Source organism: Stenotrophomonas sp. GL_111 (genome assembly GCF_057835245.1).
In genome coordinates, this window is the sequence record NZ_CM174421.1 from 1,070,257 (window position 1) to 1,089,864 (window position 19,608).

Annotated in this window: 25 protein-coding genes; 6 read left to right on the plus strand and 19 right to left on the minus strand. The window is 67.9% G+C overall.

Annotated features, from left to right (window positions below; genetic code table 11):
• Positions 1-51 precede the first annotated feature (51 nt).
• The 10 genes from rapZ to AC3IPM_RS04915 form a co-directional block, all read right to left on the minus strand.
• A complete protein-coding gene (gene rapZ, locus AC3IPM_RS04870) occupies positions 52-948 on the minus strand; it encodes an RNase adapter RapZ (RefSeq protein WP_489302802.1) in 897 nt (298 codons plus the stop codon).
• A complete protein-coding gene (gene hprK, locus AC3IPM_RS04875) occupies positions 945-1,895 on the minus strand; it encodes an HPr(Ser) kinase/phosphatase (RefSeq protein WP_489302803.1) in 951 nt (316 codons plus the stop codon). The genes rapZ and hprK overlap by 4 nt, the downstream gene beginning before the upstream one ends.
• Positions 1,892-2,344: a PTS sugar transporter subunit IIA gene (locus AC3IPM_RS04880; RefSeq protein ID WP_489302804.1), complete on the minus strand. Its 453-nt coding sequence runs from the start codon at positions 2,342-2,344 to the stop codon at positions 1,892-1,894. The genes hprK and AC3IPM_RS04880 overlap by 4 nt, the downstream gene beginning before the upstream one ends.
• 20 nt (positions 2,345-2,364) lie before the next feature.
• Positions 2,365-2,685, minus strand: coding sequence for a ribosome hibernation-promoting factor, HPF/YfiA family (hpf, locus tag AC3IPM_RS04885; RefSeq protein ID WP_489302805.1), 321 nt, complete (start codon positions 2,683-2,685; stop codon positions 2,365-2,367).
• Positions 2,686-2,745: 60 nt separating this feature from the next.
• Entirely contained in the window at positions 2,746-4,185 is a 1,440-nt protein-coding gene (locus AC3IPM_RS04890; RefSeq protein ID WP_489302806.1) for an RNA polymerase factor sigma-54, read from the minus strand.
• 41 nt (positions 4,186-4,226) lie between these two features.
• On the minus strand, positions 4,227-4,946 hold the full coding sequence (gene lptB, locus AC3IPM_RS04895) for an LPS export ABC transporter ATP-binding protein (RefSeq protein ID WP_489302807.1): 720 nt from the start codon (positions 4,944-4,946) through the stop codon (positions 4,227-4,229).
• The gene (gene lptA, locus AC3IPM_RS04900) at positions 4,946-5,500 is read right to left on the minus strand and encodes a lipopolysaccharide transport periplasmic protein LptA (RefSeq protein ID WP_489302808.1); all 555 of its coding nucleotides are present in this window, start codon (positions 5,498-5,500) and stop codon (positions 4,946-4,948) included. The genes lptB and lptA overlap by 1 nt, the downstream gene beginning before the upstream one ends.
• A gap of 144 nt (positions 5,501-5,644) precedes the next feature.
• On the minus strand, positions 5,645-6,205 hold the full coding sequence (gene lptC, locus AC3IPM_RS04905) for an LPS export ABC transporter periplasmic protein LptC (RefSeq protein WP_489302809.1): 561 nt from the start codon (positions 6,203-6,205) through the stop codon (positions 5,645-5,647).
• The gene (locus AC3IPM_RS04910) at positions 6,202-6,750 is read right to left on the minus strand and encodes a KdsC family phosphatase (protein WP_489302811.1); all 549 of its coding nucleotides are present in this window, start codon (positions 6,748-6,750) and stop codon (positions 6,202-6,204) included. Before AC3IPM_RS04910 ends, lptC begins: the two co-directional genes overlap by 4 nt.
• 42 nt (positions 6,751-6,792) lie before the next feature.
• On the minus strand, positions 6,793-7,794 hold the full coding sequence (locus tag AC3IPM_RS04915; RefSeq protein ID WP_489302812.1) for a KpsF/GutQ family sugar-phosphate isomerase: 1,002 nt from the start codon (positions 7,792-7,794) through the stop codon (positions 6,793-6,795).
• Between the two features lie 53 nt (positions 7,795-7,847).
• On the opposite strand from AC3IPM_RS04915, the gene AC3IPM_RS04920 reads away from it, so the two are divergent.
• From AC3IPM_RS04920 to AC3IPM_RS04930, 3 genes are all read left to right on the plus strand, one after another.
• Positions 7,848-8,081, plus strand: coding sequence for a BolA family protein (locus tag AC3IPM_RS04920; protein ID WP_489302813.1), 234 nt, complete (start codon positions 7,848-7,850; stop codon positions 8,079-8,081).
• Positions 8,082-8,154: 73 nt separating this feature from the next.
• Entirely contained in the window at positions 8,155-9,429 is a 1,275-nt protein-coding gene (murA, locus tag AC3IPM_RS04925) for a UDP-N-acetylglucosamine 1-carboxyvinyltransferase (RefSeq protein WP_489302814.1), read from the plus strand.
• Positions 9,426-9,737, plus strand: coding sequence for an EF-hand domain-containing protein (locus AC3IPM_RS04930; RefSeq protein WP_489302815.1), 312 nt, complete (start codon positions 9,426-9,428; stop codon positions 9,735-9,737). The genes murA and AC3IPM_RS04930 overlap by 4 nt, the downstream gene beginning before the upstream one ends.
• 56 nt (positions 9,738-9,793) lie before the next feature.
• Here the strand turns inward: AC3IPM_RS04930 and AC3IPM_RS04935 are convergent, their stop codons facing one another.
• From AC3IPM_RS04935 to purM, 7 genes are all read right to left on the minus strand, one after another.
• Complete coding sequence (locus AC3IPM_RS04935) at positions 9,794-10,477, minus strand: DUF3108 domain-containing protein (protein ID WP_489302817.1); 684 nt, start codon at positions 10,475-10,477, stop codon at positions 9,794-9,796.
• 3 nt (positions 10,478-10,480) lie between these two features.
• Positions 10,481-11,269 (minus strand): DUF3108 domain-containing protein, encoded by a 789-nt coding sequence (locus AC3IPM_RS04940; RefSeq protein ID WP_489302818.1) that lies wholly within the window; start codon positions 11,267-11,269, stop codon positions 10,481-10,483.
• A 65-nt stretch (positions 11,270-11,334) separates the two neighbouring features.
• Positions 11,335-11,994, minus strand: a complete 660-nt coding sequence (gene purN / locus AC3IPM_RS04945) for a phosphoribosylglycinamide formyltransferase (protein WP_489302819.1) — start codon at positions 11,992-11,994, stop codon at positions 11,335-11,337.
• Positions 11,991-12,626, minus strand: a complete 636-nt coding sequence (locus AC3IPM_RS04950) for a DUF2238 domain-containing protein (protein WP_489302820.1) — start codon at positions 12,624-12,626, stop codon at positions 11,991-11,993. Before AC3IPM_RS04950 ends, purN begins: the two co-directional genes overlap by 4 nt.
• Positions 12,623-13,066, minus strand: coding sequence for a hypothetical protein (locus AC3IPM_RS04955; protein ID WP_489302821.1), 444 nt, complete (start codon positions 13,064-13,066; stop codon positions 12,623-12,625). The genes AC3IPM_RS04950 and AC3IPM_RS04955 overlap by 4 nt, the downstream gene beginning before the upstream one ends.
• A 7-nt stretch (positions 13,067-13,073) precedes the next feature.
• A complete protein-coding gene (locus AC3IPM_RS04960) occupies positions 13,074-13,541 on the minus strand; it encodes a hypothetical protein (protein ID WP_489302822.1) in 468 nt (155 codons plus the stop codon).
• Positions 13,542-13,564: 23 nt separating this feature from the next.
• Complete coding sequence (gene purM, locus AC3IPM_RS04965) at positions 13,565-14,620, minus strand: phosphoribosylformylglycinamidine cyclo-ligase (protein WP_489302824.1); 1,056 nt, start codon at positions 14,618-14,620, stop codon at positions 13,565-13,567.
• Between the two features lie 108 nt (positions 14,621-14,728).
• Here purM and AC3IPM_RS04970 point away from each other — a divergent pair, with 108 nt between their 5' ends.
• From AC3IPM_RS04970 to hda, 3 genes are read left to right on the plus strand one after another with little or no spacing between them, the layout of a single operon-like run.
• Positions 14,729-15,847: a DUF2066 domain-containing protein gene (locus tag AC3IPM_RS04970; protein ID WP_489302825.1), complete on the plus strand. Its 1,119-nt coding sequence runs from the start codon at positions 14,729-14,731 to the stop codon at positions 15,845-15,847.
• Positions 15,844-17,016, plus strand: a complete 1,173-nt coding sequence (locus AC3IPM_RS04975) for an AI-2E family transporter (protein WP_489302826.1) — start codon at positions 15,844-15,846, stop codon at positions 17,014-17,016. The genes AC3IPM_RS04970 and AC3IPM_RS04975 overlap by 4 nt, the downstream gene beginning before the upstream one ends.
• Positions 17,013-17,723: a DnaA regulatory inactivator Hda gene (gene hda / locus AC3IPM_RS04980; protein ID WP_489302828.1), complete on the plus strand. Its 711-nt coding sequence runs from the start codon at positions 17,013-17,015 to the stop codon at positions 17,721-17,723. The genes AC3IPM_RS04975 and hda overlap by 4 nt, the downstream gene beginning before the upstream one ends.
• A gap of 124 nt (positions 17,724-17,847) precedes the next feature.
• Here the strand turns inward: hda and murU are convergent, their stop codons facing one another.
• Both murU and AC3IPM_RS04990 read right to left on the minus strand, forming a co-directional pair.
• On the minus strand, positions 17,848-18,552 hold the full coding sequence (gene murU, locus AC3IPM_RS04985; RefSeq protein ID WP_489302830.1) for an N-acetylmuramate alpha-1-phosphate uridylyltransferase MurU: 705 nt from the start codon (positions 18,550-18,552) through the stop codon (positions 17,848-17,850).
• Positions 18,549-19,574, minus strand: coding sequence for an aminoglycoside phosphotransferase family protein (locus AC3IPM_RS04990; protein WP_489302831.1), 1,026 nt, complete (start codon positions 19,572-19,574; stop codon positions 18,549-18,551). The genes murU and AC3IPM_RS04990 overlap by 4 nt, the downstream gene beginning before the upstream one ends.
• Between the last annotated feature and the right edge of the window lie 34 nt (positions 19,575-19,608).

The window sequence follows — 19,608 nt, forward strand, 5'->3', positions numbered from 1 at the left end:
GATAGCAGGTGTGAAGGCCTGCTGTGTTCTGTCATTCATGTCGCAGTGCCTTCAATCCAGTTCGCGGTGGAACGTGGCCACTTCCGGCCAGCCCTGGTCGCGGGCATGGCGTGCCATGCGCTCGGCCAGGTAGACCGAGCGATGCTTGCCGCCGGTGCAGCCGAACGCCACCGTCACATAGCTGCGGGTGTCGTTGCCCAGCCGCGGCAGCCAGGTGTCCAGGAAGTCGATCAGCTGGCCGGCGTACTTCTGCACATCCGGCTGGTTGTCCAGATACTCACGTACGCCGCGCTCGCGTCCGGACATCGGGCGCAGTGCCGGGTCCCAGTGCGGGTTGGGCAGTACCCGTGCATCGAACACGAAGTCGGCCTCGGCCGGCACGCCGCGCTTGTAGGCGAAGGACTCAAACAGCAGCGAGAGCTTGTTGCCGTGGCTGAGCGCGAACTCGGTCACCACCTTGCGGCGCAACTGGTGAACGTTGAGATGGGTGGTGTCGATCACCGCATCGGCGGCGCGGCGCAGCGGCGCGGTCAGCTCGCGTTCGCGGGCGATCGCCTCGGGCAGGGACAGCCCAAGCTGGCTCAGCGGGTGCCGGCGGCGGGTGTCGGCATAGCGTTTGAGCAGGGTTTCATCGGTGGCATCGAAGAACAGCAGCTGTGCATCCAGCCCGGCCAGCTTGGCGTCTTCACGCCAGTACGAAAGCTGGCTCAGGTCGCTCTGCGCACGTACGTCGATGCCGACCGCCAGGCGGCGCGGGGCATCGGCATCGTGGCCGGCCAGCAGGCTGCGCACGAAGTCCGGCAGCAGGTTGATCGGCAGGTTGTCGGTGCAGTAGTAGTCGAGGTCTTCGAAGGTCTTCAGCGCGACCGTCTTGCCGGAACCGGACAGCCCGCTGACGATGATCAGGCTGGAGGCGGTCGGGGCGGAGGCGGGGGCGGGCGTGCTCATGGCGTTCGTCGTTCCAGCATGTTGCTGTGGCGGGCGATGAACATCGCCGCGGGGTCTATCCCCTTGGTACGTAAAATGTGCAGCCGGGTGGCCGCCTCGGTCAGTACCGACAGGTTGCGGCCGGGCATCACCGGCAGGGTGATCAGCGGCACGTCCAGGTCCAGCACGTGGCGGGTGCCGGAATCGCCGGTCAGGCGCTCGTAGCCATGGGGGGTGGGTTCGGTCATGGGCTTGGTCAGGTGCACGATCAGCCGAAGGTACTTGTTCTTCTTTACGGCTGTGTCACCGAACATCTCGCGCACGTTGAGCACGCCCAGCCCACGCACTTCCAGCAGGTCCTGCAGCAGCTCCGGGCAGGTGCCGTCGAGCACGTCCGGGGCGATCTGGGTGAATTCCGGGGCATCGTCGGCCACCAGGCGATGGCCGCGGCTGAGCAGCTCCAGGGCCAGTTCGCTCTTGCCCGAGCCGGCTTCTCCGGTGATCAGCACGCCGATGGAGTAGATCTCCATGAACACGCCATGCAGGATCACCCGCGGCGCCAGCGTGCGGGCCAGGTGGTAGGACAGGTGGTTGAGCAGCTCGTGACCGCGCTTGGGCGAGATCCACAGGGGGGTCTGGGATTCGTCGGCGGCCGCGCGCAGGTCTTCCGGGCACGGCTGGTTGCGGGTGATCACCAGCGCCAGCGGGTGCGACTGCATGATCCGCTCGATGGTCTCCCAGCGCTGGCGGGAATCCAGCGAGTCCAGCCAAGACAGTTCCTCGGTCCCCAGGATCTGCACCTTGTTGGGGTAGATCGCATTGAGGTAGCCGGCCAGCGACGGGCGCCGGGACACCGTGTTGCCGGCTTCCAGCTCACGGCGCTCGCCCTTCTGCCCGGCGGCCCAGCGCAGGCCGAGGCGGTCGCGCTGCTGTTCGAACAGTTCGCGCGCAGTGATGCTGGTATTCATGCGGCACTCGCCGGCGGGGGGAATTCGATGACCTGACGCAGCGCGTCGCCGTCGCGCGCTTCGCGCAGCGCCTGGCGGATGGCCGGCTCGGAGAACAGCTCGGCCAGTTCGGACAGCAGCATCAGGTGTTGATGGGTGTAGTGCGCGGGCACGGCAATGGCGAACACCAGGTCCACCGGTTCATCGCCGCCGAAATCCACCGGCGTCTCCAGCCGCAGCAGGGCACCGCGCGGGCGCTCCAGCAACGGCGCGCGGCCGTGCGGGATGGCGATGCCGTGGCCGATCGCGGTGCTGCCCAGCGTCTCGCGCTGGCACAGGTTCTGGTAGATCAACTCGGCATTGGCTTCGCGGCAGGCCAGCAGCCGGGCGGCGGCTTTCAGCACGCTGTCGCGATCGGCGGCCGGCAACACTTTCGTGCGCACGGCCGCCAGAAGATCAGTCAAGGGCATGTCAGGGGAGAACGAGGACGTCAGTCGTCATTGTCGCCCACCGGGAGCGGTGCGTGCTGCAGTTTCTTCTCTTTGTGCTTGATCACGAGGCGGTCAAGCTTGTCGGCCAGGATATCGATCGCGGCATACATCGTGGGAGCGCTGGCATCGGCGTGCAGGGTCTGCCCGGGAACGTTCACACTCGCATCGGCATGGTGCTCCGGCTTGCGGATCGACAGCTGCACGCGAATCTCGCAGTGCTGGTCGAAGTGCTTCCCCAGCCGCCCCAACTTGGTTTCCACGTACTCGTTCAGAGCCGGGGTGATCTCAAGATGGTCCTTGCCAAACGTTTCGATGAGCATCGGGTTTCTCCTTTTCATTCGGATGAGCCAATGAACCTTCCCGCCGAGCGCGGTCGAGCGTCAGACGATTCTTACTCTTTCGTGCGAGGCGGAAATGTTCATGGCCTCACGATACTTCGCTACGGTGCGCCGCGCTACCGGTATTCCCGAGGTCTTGAGCAGGTCAGCCAGCTTGGCGTCAGAAAGCGGCTTGCGCGGGTTCTCGTCATCGATCAGGCGCCGGATCATGGCCTGGATGGCGGTGCTGGACGCCTCGCCGCCGCTGTCGGTGTCGATCCCGGAGGCGAAGAACGCGCGCAGCGGCAGGGTGCCGCGCGGGGTGCGCACATATTTGCGGGCAATCGCCCGGGAAATGGTCGATTCGTGCAGGCCGAGCTCGCCGGCCACTTCGCGCAGGGTGAGCGGGCGCAGCGCCTGTTCGCCGAACTCCAGGAACGCGGCCTGCTGCTGCAGCAGGCTGCGCATCACCCGCAGCAGGGTTTCCCCGCGCGCTTCCAGGCCCTTGAGCAGCCAACGCGCTTCCTGCAGGTGGGCGCGCAGATAGCCGGCGTCGGCCTCGCCACAGCGGCGGATCATCTGTTCGTAGCCGCGGTGGATCACCACCCGCGGGCCGGCATGGGCGGCCAAGGCGGCGCGCCACACGCCGTTCTGGCGCCATACCACGCAGTCCGGCACCACGTAGCTGTCGTGGGCCAGTTCGCCGATCTGGGTGCCCGGGCGCGGGTCCAGCGAGCGCAGCAGCTGCACGGCGGTTTCCACCTCGGCCAGCGGTTCGCGCAGTTCATGGGCCAGCCCGGCAACGCCGCTGCGCGGCAGCCGTTCCAGCGGGCCGTCGGCAACGCGCCGGGCCAGGGCCAGCCCGGGGGTGTCGGGGGGCAGCACGTCCAGCTGCAGCTGCAGGCATTCGCCCAGGCTGCGCGCGCCCACCCCGATCGGGTCGAAGCGCTGGATCTGGTGCAGCACCGTCAGGATTTCGGTTTCATCGGCGTGAATGGCCGGCAGCAGCGTCTCGGCGATGGCCGACAGGGGCTCGCGCAGGTAGCCGTCTTCCTCGAACGCGTCGATCAGCGCCGCGCCGATGCTGCGGTCGCGCACGCTCAGGTGCGACAGGTGCAGCTGCCAGAGCAGGTGGTCGGCCAGCGATTCGGTCTCGGCCACGCGCTCGGCGGCGCTGCCGTTGTCATCGTCGTCGAACGAGCCGCCGCTGTTGCCGCTGCTCCAGTCCCCCTCACCCGGGGCCCAGTCGTCGCTGGCCGCAGGCGGGGTGTCGGCCTCGGCCGGGCCCTCGCCGGGGCCGGGCGGGCGCTCGTCGTCGCCCGGGGCGATATCCAGGGTGGGCTCGGCGTTCTCGGCCCAGTCCAGCAGCGGGTTGGTTTCCACCGCCTCGGCGATTTCCAGTTCCAGCTCGGCGCTGGACATCTGCAACAGCTTGATGGCCTGACGCAGCTGCGGCGTCATGACCAGTTGTTGTCCCAGCGATGTCTGCAGCCGTGCTTTCATGCCTGTGCCGAACGAAGGGAAGGCGTCGCAGCGGCCGCCGGTCAGAGCTTGAAGGTTTCTCCAAGGTAGACGCGGCGGACATCGGCGTTGGCCAGAATGGCGTCTGGTGCTCCCTGCGCCAGTACGCTGCCTTCGTTGAGGATATACGCGCGGTCGCAGATTCCCAAGGTCTCGCGCACATTGTGGTCGGTGATCAGCACGCCGATGCCACGCTGCTTGAGGTGGGTGACGATGCGCTGGATCTCGCCGACCGAGATCGGGTCGACGCCGGCGAACGGCTCATCGAGCAGGATCAGGCGCGGGCGCGCGGCCAGTGCGCGGGCGATTTCGCAGCGGCGGCGCTCACCACCGGACAGGCTGGCACCGAGCTGGTCGGCGACATGGCCGATCTGCAGTTCATCCAGCAGCGAATTCAGCTCCTTTTCGCGGCCGGCCTTGTCCAGGTCTTCGCGCAGTTCCAGCACCAGGCGGATGTTGTCGGCCACGGTCAGCTTGCGGAACACCGAGGGTTCCTGCGGCAAATAGCCCACGCCCTGCTTGGCGCGGGTGTACATCGGGTCGGCGGTGATGTCCTTGCCGTCCAGCACGATGCTGCCGGCATCGGCTTCGACCAGCCCGACGATCATGTAGAAACAGGTGGTCTTGCCGGCGCCGTTGGGGCCGAGCAGGCCGACCACTTCACCGGCGTCGAGGGTGAGCTCGAAGTCCTTGACGACTTCGCGCTGCTTGTAGCGCTTGCGCAGGCCTTTGGCGACGAGCATTACTTCTTGCTCCCTGCGGTGGGGACGGTGGTCTTGGCGGCGGGCGTCGCCGCGGCCGGGGCGGCGGTCTTGTTCTTGGGCGGAATCACGGTGCGCACGCGGGTGCCATCGCCGCCGCTGTTCATTTCGCCGGTGCGGGTGTTGTAGGTCATCTTCTCGCCGGAGTTGGTGCCCCGCGCGCTCTTGACGTGGTAGTTGCCGGTCATCACCAGCACTTCGGTCTTGATGTCGTAGTCGATGCGATCCGCACTGGCATCCATCCAGCTGCCGTCGTCCAGCTGCTGCTTGAGCTTGGCCTGCTTGCCGGTGAACACCGCGCGCACCGCCTCGCCATCTTTCATGTAGATCTCGGCTTCGGAGGAACGCAGGTCCAGCGTGCCCTGGGTGACGATCACGCCCTGGGACAAGGTGGTCTTGCCATCGCCCACCAGGGTGCCTGACTGCGCACCGGCATCGATGGACATGCTCTCGTTGCGATCGGTCGACTTCGCGCTGGCGGCGAATGCCGGGACCAGAAGACTGATCGCGCAGGCGGCTGCAAATAGGATCTTCATGGGGTGTCTGTTCTGCCGTTTGATTGCCCGGGCCAGGTGGCCAGGGAACTGTCGATGTCGAGGCCGGGGGATGCTGTCCGGCCCATGGGGAGTGCTGCTGCCGGCCCGCGCCGTTGGAGGACGTCGCGATGACCGGTCACGCCATCATCTGGCGGGTTGGTAGGTGCCCTTGGACTGGCTGAGGAAATGATACGTCTTGTTTTTCGAGTCCAGTTCAAAGCCCACGCCGGTCTGGGTGATGCCGGGCCGGGTCATGCTCACCTTGGCATCGGTCTTGGCACGGTTCTCTTTCGGGAACACGTCCAGGTGGTCGGTACGGAAGGTGGTCGGTGGCACATTGGGAACCTTGGGGCTGTCGCCGCTGACGTCGCCGGTCAGCTTGAGCAGGTCGCCCTTGGCACTGACCCAGCCGGTCTTGCCGCGCAGTTCCCAGTGGTTGCCGTCCTGGTCGGGCAGCAGGAACAGGGGGGTGGTGATGGTCATCGTTTCATCGCTGCGCAGGCGTTCCAGCAGCGGTGCGCGCAGGGTGGTGGATTCCTTGCCCTGTTCGTCCAGCGCCACGATCTGGAAATCGTGCAGCACGTAGTCCTTGCTGGCGTCATCGTTGACCGCCGCCACGGGTTTGTCGCGATGGCGCAGCAGCGACCAGCCGCTGAGCAGCGCGGCGACCAGCAGCAGTCCACCCAGGGCGGTACGCCAGCTCATGCGCCGAACCTCGCCAGCACCGCATCGATATGGCCCTGCGCGGCCAGCAGCACATCACACAGCTCGCGTGCGGCGCCACGGCCACCGTCGCTGCGGGTCTGCCAGTGCACGCGTTCGGCGATCCACGGGTGGGCATTGGCCGGGGCCACCGCCAGGCCCACCGCGCACAGCGGGGCGAGGTCGGGCAGGTCATCGCCCATGAAGGCGACCTGGTCCAGGCCCACGCCATGCTGTTCGCACAAGGCGCGCACGCTGGCCAGCTTGTCGCCGACCGCGATCTGGGTGTCGATGCCCAGGTCGGCGCCACGCTTGAGCGCGGACAGGCTGTTGCGCGCGGTGATCAGCACCGGGTGGATGCCATGTTGCTGCAGCAGTTTCAGGCCGAGTCCGTCCTGCACGTAATACGCCTTGCTCTCGTTGCCGTCCCGGTCGTAGTAGAGCCGACCATCGGTGAGCGTGCCGTCCACGTCGAAGCAGGCCAGCCGGATACGGCCGGCAGTGGCATGCAGGTGGGACGGGAAACCGGGCAACGGGGAGTAGGGCATCAGGGAAGGCAGTCCAGCTGAATGGAGGAAGGCAACTGTGGTTTAAACCACCCGGGCCCGCAACAGGTCATGAATGTTGAGCGCGCCGACCAGGCGGCCCTCGCCATCGACCACCATCAAGCCGTTGATCTGGTGGGTTTCCATCAACCGCGCGGCCTCCACGGCCAGCTGGTCGGCGCCGATGGTGCGGGGTTTGTGGGTCATCACCTCGGCGATCCGGGCGCTGCGCACGTCCAGGTCGGTGTCCAGCGCACGGCGCAGGTCGCCGTCGGTGAACAGGCCGATCAGGCGGTTGTCGGCATCGACCACGGCGGTCATGCCCAGCCGCTTGCGGCTCATCTCCACCAGGGCCTCGCTGAGGCTGGCACCCACGTCCACCCGCGGCAGCTCATCGCCGCTGTGCATGACATCGGTGATGTGCAGCAGCAGGCGGCGACCAAGGCTGCCGGCCGGGTGCGAGCGGGCGAAGTCGTCGGCGGTGAAGCCGCGCGCGTCCAGCAGGGCCACCGCCAGCGCGTCGCCCATCGCCAGCGAGGCGGTGGTGCTGGAGGTGGGGGCCAGCGCCAGCGGGCAGGCTTCGGCCGGCACGCTGACATCCAGGTGCACGTCGGCGGCCAGGGCCAGCGTGGACTGCGGCCGGCCGGTCATGGCGATCAGCCGGTTGCCCTGGCGCTTGAACACCGGCAGCAGCATCAGCAGTTCGTCCGATTCGCCGGAGTAGGACAGCGCCAGCACCACGTCGGTCTCGGTGATCATGCCCAGGTCGCCGTGGCCGGCCTCACCGGGGTGCACGTAGAACGCAGGGGTGCCGGTGGAGGCCAGGGTCGCGGCGATCTTGCGGGCCACGTGGCCGGACTTGCCCATGCCGGTGGCGACCACCCGGCCCTGGCTGCCCAGCACCAGCTGGCAGGCCTGGCTGAACGCATCGCCAAGCCGATCGGCTACGGCGGCAAGGGCGTCGGCCTCGATCTGGAACACGCGGCGGCCGCTGGCAACCAGCGCCGTAGCGTCGGTTGAAGAGGGGGGCAGGGGCGATACAGCCATGCGGGCGCCACGCGGAAGAGTAGAATGAGCGCACATTTTATTAGGAAAGCCCGTTGGACGCCGAGACCATCCGCAAACTGATCGAATCCGGCCTGCCGGGCGCCCGCGCGGACGTGCAGGGCGATGATGGCGTGCATTTCGAGGCCACCGTGGTGAGCGACAGCTTCGCCGGCAAAATGCCGCTGGCGCGCCACCGCATGGTGTATGCCACCCTGGGCGATCTGATGGGCGGGGCGATCCATGCGCTGGCGCTGAAGACCGTCACCACGGCCGAAGCCGCCGGTTGATTCCGGAAAGCCCCGCGCGCCTCCCTTTTTCAGCCGACCCACGGTCGGCTCTACCTGACCCCAAGTAGACTCCATGGCCAAGATCGTAGTGACCGGCGGCAAGCCGCTGCACGGTGAAGTGAACATTTCCGGCGCCAAGAACGCCGTCCTCCCCATCCTGTGCGCCACCCTGCTGGCCGACGCGCCGGTGGAAATCACCAACGTGCCGCACCTGCACGACGTGGTCACCACGGTGAAGCTGCTCAGCGAACTGGGGGCCAAGGTCACCATCGACCAGGGCACCCTGTCGCGCGGCAGCGCGATCGTGGTCGACCCGCGCTCGGTCAATCAGCACGTGGCCCCGTACGAGCTGGTGCGCACCATGCGCGCCTCGATCCTGGTGCTGGGCCCGCTGCTGGCCCGCTTCGGCGCGGCCGAAGTGTCGCTGCCCGGCGGCTGCGCGATCGGCTCGCGGCCGGTCGACCAGCACATCAAGGGCCTGCAGGCGCTGGGTGCGGAGATCACCGTCGAGAACGGCTTCATCAAGGCCCAGGCCAAGCGCCTGAAGGGTGCGCACTTCACCTTCGACATGGTCAGCGTCACCGGCACCGAGAACGTGTTGATGGCCGCCGTGCTCGCCGAAGGCACCACCGTGCTGGACAACGCGGCGATGGAACCGGAAGTCACCGATCTGGCGCACTGCCTGATCGCGCTCGGCGCGAAGATCGAAGGCCTGGGTACCGCGCGGCTGGTCATCGAAGGCGTCGAGAAGCTGTCCGGTGGCCGCCACGAAGTGCTGCCCGACCGCATCGAAACCGGCACCTTCCTGGTTGCCGCGGCGATGACCGGCGGCAAGGTCACCGTCAACCGTGCCCGTCCCAACACCATGGACGCGGTGCTGTCCAAGCTGGTCGAGGCCGGTGCGAAGATCGAGACCACCGAAGACAGCATCACCCTGGACATGCAGGGCAAGCGCCCGCGCGCGGTCAACCTGACCACCGCGCCGTACCCGGCGTTCCCGACCGACATGCAGGCCCAGTTCATGGCGCTCAACTGCGTGGCCGACGGCGTGGGCGTGATCAACGAAACGATCTTCGAAAATCGTTTCATGCACGTCAACGAGCTGTTGCGTCTGGGCGCGGACATCCAAGTGGAAGGCCACACCGCGATCGTGCGCGGCGCCGAGCATCTCAGCGGTGCGCCGGTGATGGCGACCGACCTGCGCGCCTCGGCGTCGCTGATCCTGGCCGGGCTGATGGCCGACGGTGACACCACCATCGACCGCATCTACCACCTGGACCGTGGCTACGAGAACATCGAAGAGAAGCTGTCTTCGCTCGGTGCCAGCATCCGGCGCGTCACCGCATGATCCTGCGCGGGAAATTCACCCGCCGCCGCAAGGCGCTGCTGGTGCTGATACTGGTGGTGCTGGCGTGGCTGGGCTATGCCTGGTACGCCGACATCGCCATCACCCAGGGCATCGAGCAGCAGGACATGGACTGGAACGCCGATGGCACGGTCAGCCGCACCGAAGTGCTGCAGGCGCTCTATGCGGTGGGCGTGAAAACCACCCAGGACGGCAACCGCCATTGCCGCACGTTCTACTGGCGCAGCAACGGTGAGCAGATCCGCGTGGACTGCAAAACCGTGTTTGGCGAAGACGCCAAGAAGGAATAAAAAAACGCCCGCGAAAGCGGGCGTTTTCATTGCGGCCGTTTGCTATCCGGCACTACTCAGTTCATGCCCTTGATCGTCAGGTCCAGCGCGTCCTTGCCATTGTCACGCTGCAGCAGGCGCGCCGGCACCGGGAACTCCGGCACGATCCAGGCGATCAGTTCCTTGTTGCCATCGGTGCGCGAGACCTTGGTGGCTTCGTAGGACTTGCCCCCGATGGTGATCTGCTCCTTGCCGACTACTTTGTAGGACATCGGTTTGATCCGGCCTTCGTCGACCATGCGGTAGTTCAACGGCTTGCCGGCGGCCAGATCGCGCGCGATGGCGAGGTTGATCAGCAACGCATCCATGTCGCCGGCCTTCAACGCGACCGGGCCACGCCGTTCCGGCTTGACATCGCCACTCCAGGTGGCCTGGTTGCTGGACCAGTTGTAGGTCGCATCGACATTGCGCTTCTTCACCAGCAGCACCGAACGGTCGTTGCTGCTCAGCGGGCGCAGGCGGCCATTGGCCTCCTCGAACACGGTGCTCTGGCTGAGGTCGGCCAGCTGGTTTTTCACGTTCAGGCTGTAGCGCCACTTGTTGGCGCCTTCGCTGGCCAGGGTCATGCTGCCATTGGCCTGCATGCCCATGTAGCTGGCCTGGTAGTCGGCCTTGAACGGCTGCAGTGCCATCGCCGGCAGGCTCACCACGGCCAGTGCGCCTGCGGCGATCCAGGTCAGCGGGCGGTTCAACATGTTCATCGGTCAGACTCCTTGGTATTCGATCAGGCGCAGATCGATCCGATCTTCGCCGTCTTCGCGTTGCAGGATGCGCACCGGGGTGGGGACCCCGTTGGCGATCCAGAGGATGGTTTCGTCATTGCCGCCGTTGGTCCGGTAGACCCGCAGCGCGTTGTAGGACAGCTCGCCGACCTGCACGGTCTCGGTTTCCGCGGCGGCCTGGTAGTCGTGCTGGCGCACGCGGCCGACATCGACGTAGCGGTAGTGCATCTGCCCGCCCGGCCGCGCGTCGCGCATGATCGCCAGGTTGAGCAGCAGCGCGCTCTGGTCGCCGGGCTGCAGCGGAATGGGTTGGGTGCGTTCCTTCTTCAGGTCGCCCAGCCACTGCGCCGTGCCGGCCTGCCAGTTGTAGGTGCCGGTGACCTTCTTGCCCAGGAACAGGCCCTTGCGCACGGTGGCCTGGCTGAGCGGGACATAGCGCCCGGCCTGGTTCTCGAACACGGTGCTCTGTTCCAGGTTCAGGCCCAGCACGCTGGCGAAGCCATGCCGGCCGATCACCTGCATGTCCACCCGCCACTGCTCGCCGCCAGTATGGGTGACGCGCATGGTCGCATCGCCGGCCTGCTTGCCCTTGTAGAGGGCCTGGTAGGTGGCGGTGAACGGCTCCAGCGGGGGGGCTTCCCAGGGCGCGGCCGCCAGTGCCGGTGGCAGCGGGGCAGCGGCCGGTTCGGGCGGCTCCTGCGCGTGCACGAGGGCAGCAGTGCACAGCAGGGAGGCGATCAGCAGCACGGGCTTGAACAAGGGCGTTCTCATGCAGGCAGGTCGGTAAGGGGGGAAGGATGCCAGCGCCGGGGTCAGCGGCGTGTGTGCGTGGCCATTCAGGGCTGCAGCTGTCCGGCGCAATCTAGGCGCAGCGGGTTAAACAGGGGGTGACCGTCGACCAGCAGCTGACCGTCGCGTTCAGCCACCCGGCCTGCCACCAGCCACTGCAGGCTGGCGATCAACAGCGGATGCTCCACCGCCAACACCCGCTGGGCCAGCGTTTCCGGGCGGTCGCCGGGCAGCACGGGTACCCGTGCCTGGGCCAGTACGGTGCCGGCGTCCAGTTCGGGAACCACGAAGTGCACGCTTGCACCGTGCTCGGCATCGCCGGCCTCCAGCGCGCGGGCGTGGGTGTGCAGGCCCTTGTACCGCGGCAGCAGCGAGGGATGGATGTTGACCAGGCGGCCGTTGAAGCGCTGCACGAAGTCCGCACCAAGGATGCGCATGTAGCCGGCGCAGATCACCCAGTCCGGCGCGAACCCGGCCAGGGCATCACCCAGGGCGGCATCGAAGGCGGCGCGGTCGGGGTAGTCCTTGGGCGAGCGTGCCCAGCGCTGTGTGGCGGCGACGCTGTGCAGGGCCGGGGCGTCGGGCTTGTCGGACAGCACGGCGACCACGTCGGCCGAGAGCTGGCCGGCCTCGATCGCCGCCAGGATGGCCTGCAGGTTGCTGCCGCGGCCCGAGGCGAGCACGGCGATGCGGCTGCGGGTGCTCATCGCGGTGCGCCGCGGCGTACCAGCGGCCAGACCGCCAGCGCGCCGATCGTGGCCAGCAGCATGTCCGCGTGCGCATCCCAGATGTCGCCCTGTTGGCCGTTGTAGGCCTCGGCAGCATCGGGCGACAGCAGCAGGGCGATGGCCCATTCCAGCCATTCGTAGGCCAGGCTGGAGCACATGATCACCATCACCGCCAGGCTGAAGGCGTGGCCGAAGCGCAACGCCGGCCAGGCATGCCGGGCCAGCTTGATCAGCGCCGGGGTGAAGCAGACGCCGTAGAGGAAATGGATCAGCCGGTCGAAATGATTGCGCTGCCAGCCGAACGCGGCGTTCGGCGACCAGCCGGTCAGCGCCTGCAGCCAGGCGTCGTAGGGCACGTTGGAATACAGCCAGCGCGCGGCGATGCAATGGATGGCGATGAAACCGCAGATCGCCGCGAACGCGCCGTTGCCCAGCCGCCAGCGCCGGTCCACCCACCACAGCGCGACCAGTCCGACCACGGTCAGTGAACTGTGCAGGGTCTGTTCAAGCGGCCATAGCGGGTGGATCCAGGTGGCCGCGAACACGGCCAGCACGGCGATGAAGGCGATTCGTTTCAAGGGCGAGGCACGGCCGGTAGGGGCGCCACTCACGCGGCCATCCGGCTGTCGTCGTCCAGGAAGCTGGCACGCACTTCCGGGCGTCGCAGGGTGAGCAGTGCGTAGACCGCCAGGGCGATGCCCAGTGCGCCGGCCAGGCAGGCCAGGCCGGCGGCGATCATGCAGTAGCGGTGGTGCTGGCGGGCCCCCAGGCGGCGGGCTGCCAGCGCATGTACCACCGCCATGGCCACGCTGTAGATCGCCACCGCGCCCAGCACCAGCAGGATCAGCAGGGGCGAGGGGCCATCGGGGGTGGGCTGCGCGGTTTCGCTGATGTAGCCGCCGACCCCGGCCATCACGCAGATCAGCGCGAGCAGCACGTGGACCACGGCCAGCACGTAGAACATCACCTTCAGCGCGTGCAGGTGCGAGGCGATCTGGTAGGGCTGCCAGCCGCTGGGAGGGCGCGGCAAGGGCGGGGGCGCGAACGACATGGTGACCTCAGCGGGAAGCGGCAGGCGCGAACGCGGCCTTGATCGACGGGCGGCTCAGCACGACCAGGGAGAACACGCCCAGCACCGTACCGAACGGCATGAACATGCACGACAGGCCGGCCACCACCATGCACAGCAGGTGGCGGCGACGCTGCGCCAGACAGCGCCCGGCGTAGGCCATGTAGCCGGCCAGGGTCATTCCGGCGGCGATGAACAGCGCGGCGAAGACCACGAAGAACCAGCCGAACAGGCGTGGGTCGAACGGCGCCTCCTGGTCGGCCGGGGTGTCCATCGGCATCGCGCCGGTGATGATCGCAATCCCCATCGCCAGGTGGATGAGGGGAAACAGCGAGAACAGCGCCGTGAAACCGGCCAGCACGTAGTGGAAGATCGACAGCAGCCGCAGCTGCGAGGCTTCTTCAGGCGACAGCGCGGCGGCCGGGGCAGGCGGCGGTAGCGGAGGAGTGGCGTCCATGCGGGGCTCCGGTGCGGGTGGGATCAGGCGATGTGGACGCGTTCGGCGCCGGTCGCGGTGGTGACTTCACCGATCGTCCAGTGCGCCAGGCCGAGGCCGTCCAGTGCCGTGCCGATGGTGCCGACCTGCGCCGGCGGGACCACCAGCACGAAGCCGATGCCGCAGTTGAAGGTGCGCCACATCTCGGCGTCGGCCACCGCGCCTTCGCGCTGCAGCCACTGGAACACCGGCGGCAGCGGCCAGGCGCTGGCCTGGATGTCCAGGCCCAGGCCGTCGGGCACCACGCGGATGATGTTCTCGGTGAGGCCACCACCGGTGATGTGGGCCATGCCGTGGATCGCTTCGCCATGTTGCTTGAGCAGGGCCAGCACCGGCTTGACGTACAGCGCGGTCGGGGCCATCAGCGCATCGATCAGGGCCACGCCCCCGTCCAGCACCACGTCGGCCGGGCGGCCGGCGCGGTCGAAGATGCGGCGGATCAACGAGTACCCGTTGGAGTGCGGGCCGGAGGAGGCGATGCCGATCAGCACGTCGCCCTGCGCCACGCGGGCGCCGTCGAGCAGTTCGGACTTCTCCACCGCACCGACCGTGAAGCCGGCCAGGTCGTACTCGCCCGGCGGGTACATGTCGGGCATTTCAGCGGTTTCGCCGCCGATCAGCGCGCAGCCGGCCTCGGTGCAGCCGTTGGCGATGCCGCCCACGACCGCCGCGGCGGTGTCGATGTCCAGCTTGCCGGTGGCGAAATAGTCCAGGAAGAACAGCGGTTCGGCGCCCTGCACCAGCACATCGTTGACGCACATGGCGACCAGGTCGATGCCGATGGTGTCGTGGCGGCCCAGCTGCTGGGCCAGCTTCAGCTTGGTGCCGACCCCGTCGGTGCCCGAGACCAGCACCGGCTCGCGGTACTTGTTGGACAGGTCGAACAGCGCGCCGAAACCGCCCAGGCCGCCCATCACCTCGGGCCGGAAGCTGCGCTTGACCAGCGGCTTGATGCGCTCCACCAGTTCGTTGCCCGCGTCGATATCGACACCGGCATCACGGTAGGTCAGGGGAGAGGGGTTGGACGGGGAGTTGGTCACGGGCGTCGGCGCTGCGCTGGGGTGAAAGCGGGATTTTAACAGGCCACGTTGGCGCGCAGGCCCTATTCGGGCAACAATTCCCCCCGGATACGCTCAATGGAAGTCCTGATGCGCCGCAGCCTCTTTTTCATGATGTTCCTCGCGCTATGCCTGCCGGTGGCCACGATGGCCCAGAGCGGGCTGCGCACCGAAGGCGACGTGGCCAGTGCCACCGGGGCCTACGAGGCCGAAGTGCCGGTCAACAGCCAGGCCGATGCCGACCGCAACGGGGCCCTGGCCCGCGCGCTGGGCAGCGTGCTGGGCAAATTGTCCGGTGACCGCAGCGTGATGGCGCGGCCCGGGGTGGCGCAGGCGCTGCGCGGGGCCAAGGACTATGTGGCCAGCTATGACTACCGCCAGGACCAGAGCACCTCGGCCAGCGGTGCCCCCAGCTACCGGACAGTGCTGGTGGCGCGCTTCCGCGAGGATGACGTGGATGGGCTGATTTCCGCGCTGGGCCTGCCGCTGTGGCCGCAGCCGCGCCCGAAGCCGGTGATCTGGATGGCCATCGACGATGGCTCCGGCCCGCGCCTGGTCAGCGTGCAGCAGGCCAACGCCGCCCGTCCGTTGCTGAACCGCGCCGTCGAGCGCGGCTACAAGCTGGGCCTGCCCACCGGCACGGCCGCCGAGCAGGCCCTGGTCGGGGCGATCTGGCGCCAGGACACCGCCGCGGTGGCACGCGCCTCCGCGCGCTACGCCCCGCCGATGCAGCTGGTTGGCAAGCTGTACCGCGCCAACGGCGGCTGGGTGGCCGACTGGGTGTTCGTGGACGGCGGCAAGGAACTGAACAAGTGGACCACCAAGGACAGCGATGCCCGCCGTGCCATGGCCGGTGGCGCCGACGGCACCGCCGATGCGCTTGTGCGCCGCTACGCCAAGGCTGGCGCGGCCACCGGGGCCTCGGGCACCTACACCATCGCGGTGACCGGGCTGGACAACGCCGAGGACTACATGCGGCTGGCGGCCGGGCTGCGTGAAAGCCCGGTGGTACGCAACATCACCCCGATCCGCGCGTCCGGCAACCGGCTGGAGCTGGCGCTGGAGATGACCACCGGCCTGTCCGGGCTGAACCGCATGCTGGGCGACAACGGCGTGATCGTGCCGCTGGCCCCGCTGCCGGTGCCGGTCGATGGCGATGCCCCCGGTACCCCGCCGCCCCCGGCCAGCAACGAGTACCGACTGCGATGACCTTGTCCCCCGAAGCGGAAATCGCGCAGTTCCTGCGCCGTGTGAAGTACGTGCTGCTGGTGCTGGCGATCGGCTGGGTGATCTGGCTGCTGGCCCCGATCCTGACCCCGTTCGTGCTGGCCCTGGCGCTGGCCTGGCTGGGCGATCCGCTGGTCGACCGGATCGAGGCCACCGGGCGCTCGCGCAACACCGGCGTGGTGCTGGTGTTCGTGGCGATGGTGCTGGTGATCGTGGCGCTGCTGCTGATCCTGGTGCCGATGATCGAACGCCAGATCGCCACCCTGGTCGCGGCGATCCCGCAGGCCCAGCAATGGTTGATGCAGACCGGCATCCCGTGGTTCGAGCAGAAGACCGGGCTGGAGATCATGCAGTGGCTGGACCCTGACCGCCTGATCGAATGGGTGCGCAGCCACTGGCAGCAGGCCGGCGGTTTCGCCAAGTCGTTCTTCGGCTACGTGTCGCGCTCAGGCTTTGCGATGGTGACCTGGGTGGTCAACATCCTGCTGCTGCCGATCCTGGCGTTCTACTTCCTGCGCGACTGGGACAAGCTGGTCGAGCGGGTGGCTTCGGTCATCCCGCGCAACCATATCGGCACCATCACCAACCTGGCGCGCGAGTCCAACGAGGTGCTGGGCGCGTTCATCCGTGGCCAGTTCCTGGTGATGATCGCGCTGGGCGTGATCTACGCCGCGGGCCTGTCGCTGGTCGGGTTGAAACTGGGCCTGTTGATCGGCCTGATCGCCGGCTTGATCAGCTTCATTCCGTACCTGGGCGCGACCACCGGCATCATCATGGCGATCGCTGCGGCACTGGTGCAGGCGCAGGGTTTCGACCTGAAGCTGCTGATCCTGGTCGGGGTGGTGTTCACCGTGGGCCAGCTGCTGGAAAGCTACGTGCTGACCCCGCGCATCGTCGGCGACAAGATTGGCCTGCACCCGGTGGCGGTGATCTTCGCGGTGATGGCCGGTGGCCAGTTGTTCGGCTTCCTCGGCATGCTGCTGGCGCTGCCGGTGGCGGCGGTCACCAACGTACTGCTGCGCTATGCGCACCAGCGCTACCGGCAGAGCGACCTGTACGCCGGTGAGCGTTCGACGATCGTGCTGGATTCCTACATCGACAAGCCGACGATCATCGTCGAGCCCTCGCCGAAGGCACCGGATCCGCAGTGAGTGTCGTTCCGCAGCTGCCGCTCGCCCTGCGTTACCCGCAGGACGAGCGCCTGGAAACCTTCATCGGCGCACCGGATGGTGCGCTGGCGCAGCTGCGTGCCATCGCGGTAGGCGCCGCGCACGACTGGGTGTACCTGGAAGGCGCGGCCGGCACCGGCAAGACCCACCAGGCGCTGGCAATGTGCTCGCTGGCCGAGCAGGCCGGGCGCCAGCCGACCTACCTGCCGTTGAAGGCAGTGGTGGGGCGCACGCGCGCGGCGTTGGAATCGCTGGAAGGGCGCGACCTGGTCGCGCTGGACGGGCTGGATGCGGTGGCCGGGCATCGCGAGGACGAAGTGGCGTTGTTCGACTTCCACAACCGTGCGCGCAGCGCCGGGATCACCCTGCTGTACACCGCCCAGCATGGCCCGGACCAGCTGGGGCTGGTGCTGCAGGACCTGCGTTCGCGCCTGCAGCAGTGCGTGCGGGTGTTGCTGCAGCCGCTGGACGATGAGGGGCGCGCGGCCGTGCTGCGCGAGCGCGCGCTGCGCCGTGGCCTGGCCATCGACGAAGCGGCCATCGACTGGTTGCTGCACCGGACCGGGCGCGAGTTGGGCAGCCTGGTGAGTCTGCTGGATTGGCTGGATCGCGAGTCGCTGGCCGCGCAGCGGCGCATCACCGTGCCGTTCCTGCGCCAGGTGCTGGAAGACGGCCCGCACCGGTTGTAAAACCGGATGTCGTGAGCGCGGTTCTTGGCTGCTCTCGGGGGAGGGGGCATCGGCGCGTCAGCCACGCATGGCGTGGCTCTACCTGAGGCGGCAATCGGTCGCGTCAGCCACGCATGACCTGGGGTTACCCGCGCAGCGCGGCGTCCAGTTGCGCGAGGCGCTCCGGGGTGCCGACGTCGGTCCAGCGGCCGTGGTGATGCTGGCCGCTGACGCGGCCGTGGGCCATGGCATGCCGCATCAGCGGGGCCAGGCCGAACTGTGGCGGGGTGGCGGCGGCACCGTCGGTGGCACCGATCACGCTGCGCCAGCCCGCGATGATCGCCGGTGAAAACACACCGACGCCGGCGTAGGTCAGGCGCGCAGCATCGCCGTCATCGCTGACCTGCCCATCCGGGTGCAGGATGAAATCACCCCGCGGGTGCTGCAGCGGATTGTCGACCAGCACCAAGTGCGCATCGCCGTGCGGCACGCGCGGAAGGGCGGTGAAGTCCAGGTCGGTCCAGACATCGCCGTTGACCACCAGGAACGGTGCATCGCCCAGCACCGGCAGCGCGTTGAGGATGCCGCCGCCGGTTTCCAGCGGCACGGCCCCTTCATCGATGAAATGCAGGCGCAGGCCCCAGCGGCTGCCATCGCCCAGGGTGGGCGCGAACTGCGCGCCCAGCCACGAGGTGTTGATCACCACGTCCTTGAATCCAGCCGCGGCCAACCGCTCCAGGTGCCACACGATCAGCGGTTTGCCACCGGCCAGCAGCAGCGGCTTGGGCGTGTGCAGGGTCAGTGGACGCATCCGCTCACCCTTGCCGGCGCTGAACACCAGCGCCTTCATGCGCGGGTGACCAAGGGGCGTGCCAGTTGCTCGAGTGCCGGCTTGATCCGCTGCTGCAACAGCGCATCCAGCGGGGCCAGTTCGGGATGGCGCGGCAGCACTTCGTCCAGGTAACGGATGAAGCGCGGCGCGTCTTCGAAGTAGTGGCCCTTGCCATCGCGATCGCGCAGGCGCACGAACAGGCCGAGGATCTTCAGGTGGCGCTGAACGCCCATCCAGTCGGCATCACGCAGGAACTGCGGCCACGGCCGCACCGGCAGGCCCGCGGCCAGCGCCTGGGCGTGATAACGCGCCAGCCACGCATCCACGCGTTCGAGCGGCCAGCTCAGGAAGGCATCCTTGAACAGGCTGATCGGGTCATAGGCGATCGGGCCGCGCACCAGGTCCTGGAAATCCAGCACTGCCGGACCGCCATCGACCGGCATCAGGTTGCGCGGCATGAAATCGCGGTGGGTGAGCACCTGGGGCTGGTTCAAGGCGTTGTCCATCAGGCGTCGATGCACCAGTTGCAGGCCTTCCAGCTCGCCGCAGTCCAGCTGCAGGCCGAGGTGGCGTTGCAGGAACCATTCGTCGAACAGGCCGGCATCGCGTTGCAGCAGGGCTTCACCGAACGCGCCCATGCCCTCGGGCACCGGGATCGACTGCAGCCGGATCAGCTGCGCGAACGCGGCGTCGAACCAGCCATCGGCGTTGTCCGCGTCGATATGGCGCGCCAGCGTGGGGCCGCCCAGATCTTCCAGCAGCAGGAAGCCCTGCTCGACATCGCGTTCGATCACCTGCGGCACGCGCACGCCGTTGGGTTCCAGCAGGTCGTGCATGCGCAGCCACGGGCGCACGTCTTCCAGCCCGGGCGGGGAGTCCATCACGATGTGACTGCCCTGGGTGCTGGTGGTGCGCCAGTAGCTGCGGAAACCGGCGTCGACCGAGGCGCGGTCCAGCGCCAGGTTCGGGTCGGCCAGCGCGGTACTGGCCCAGCGCCGGCGGAGCGCGGCGCGCTGGGGATCGGAAGCGGGATCGTTCATGGACGGGTACGTCGAAGCGGCACCGTGTGGCGCC

Excerpts from the sequence above, each read along its gene's own strand:
- rapZ (WP_489302802.1), bottom strand. The coding sequence starts at position 948 with ATGAGCACGCCCGCCCCCGCCTCCGCCCCGACCGCCTCCAGCCTGATC.
- hprK (WP_489302803.1), bottom strand. The coding sequence starts at position 1,895 with ATGAATACCAGCATCACTGCGCGCGAACTGTTCGAACAGCAGCGCGAC.
- AC3IPM_RS04880 (WP_489302804.1), bottom strand. The coding sequence starts at position 2,344 with ATGCCCTTGACTGATCTTCTGGCGGCCGTGCGCACGAAAGTGTTGCCG.
- hpf (WP_489302805.1), bottom strand. The coding sequence starts at position 2,685 with ATGCTCATCGAAACGTTTGGCAAGGACCATCTTGAGATCACCCCGGCT.
- AC3IPM_RS04890 (WP_489302806.1), bottom strand. The coding sequence starts at position 4,185 with ATGAAAGCACGGCTGCAGACATCGCTGGGACAACAACTGGTCATGACG.
- lptB (WP_489302807.1), bottom strand. The coding sequence starts at position 4,946 with ATGCTCGTCGCCAAAGGCCTGCGCAAGCGCTACAAGCAGCGCGAAGTC.
- lptA (WP_489302808.1), bottom strand. The coding sequence starts at position 5,500 with ATGAAGATCCTATTTGCAGCCGCCTGCGCGATCAGTCTTCTGGTCCCG.
- lptC (WP_489302809.1), bottom strand. The coding sequence starts at position 6,205 with ATGAGCTGGCGTACCGCCCTGGGTGGACTGCTGCTGGTCGCCGCGCTG.
- AC3IPM_RS04910 (WP_489302811.1), bottom strand. The coding sequence starts at position 6,750 with ATGCCCTACTCCCCGTTGCCCGGTTTCCCGTCCCACCTGCATGCCACT.
- AC3IPM_RS04915 (WP_489302812.1), bottom strand. The coding sequence starts at position 7,794 with ATGGCTGTATCGCCCCTGCCCCCCTCTTCAACCGACGCTACGGCGCTG.
- murA (WP_489302814.1), top strand. The coding sequence starts at position 8,155 with ATGGCCAAGATCGTAGTGACCGGCGGCAAGCCGCTGCACGGTGAAGTG.
- AC3IPM_RS04930 (WP_489302815.1), top strand. The coding sequence starts at position 9,426 with ATGATCCTGCGCGGGAAATTCACCCGCCGCCGCAAGGCGCTGCTGGTG.
- AC3IPM_RS04935 (WP_489302817.1), bottom strand. The coding sequence starts at position 10,477 with ATGAACATGTTGAACCGCCCGCTGACCTGGATCGCCGCAGGCGCACTG.
- AC3IPM_RS04940 (WP_489302818.1), bottom strand. The coding sequence starts at position 11,269 with ATGAGAACGCCCTTGTTCAAGCCCGTGCTGCTGATCGCCTCCCTGCTG.
- purN (WP_489302819.1), bottom strand. The coding sequence starts at position 11,994 with ATGAGCACCCGCAGCCGCATCGCCGTGCTCGCCTCGGGCCGCGGCAGC.
- AC3IPM_RS04955 (WP_489302821.1), bottom strand. The coding sequence starts at position 13,066 with ATGTCGTTCGCGCCCCCGCCCTTGCCGCGCCCTCCCAGCGGCTGGCAG.
- AC3IPM_RS04960 (WP_489302822.1), bottom strand. The coding sequence starts at position 13,541 with ATGGACGCCACTCCTCCGCTACCGCCGCCTGCCCCGGCCGCCGCGCTG.
- AC3IPM_RS04970 (WP_489302825.1), top strand. The coding sequence starts at position 14,729 with ATGCGCCGCAGCCTCTTTTTCATGATGTTCCTCGCGCTATGCCTGCCG.
- AC3IPM_RS04975 (WP_489302826.1), top strand. The coding sequence starts at position 15,844 with ATGACCTTGTCCCCCGAAGCGGAAATCGCGCAGTTCCTGCGCCGTGTG.
- murU (WP_489302830.1), bottom strand. The coding sequence starts at position 18,552 with ATGAAGGCGCTGGTGTTCAGCGCCGGCAAGGGTGAGCGGATGCGTCCA.
- AC3IPM_RS04990 (WP_489302831.1), bottom strand. The coding sequence starts at position 19,574 with ATGAACGATCCCGCTTCCGATCCCCAGCGCGCCGCGCTCCGCCGGCGC.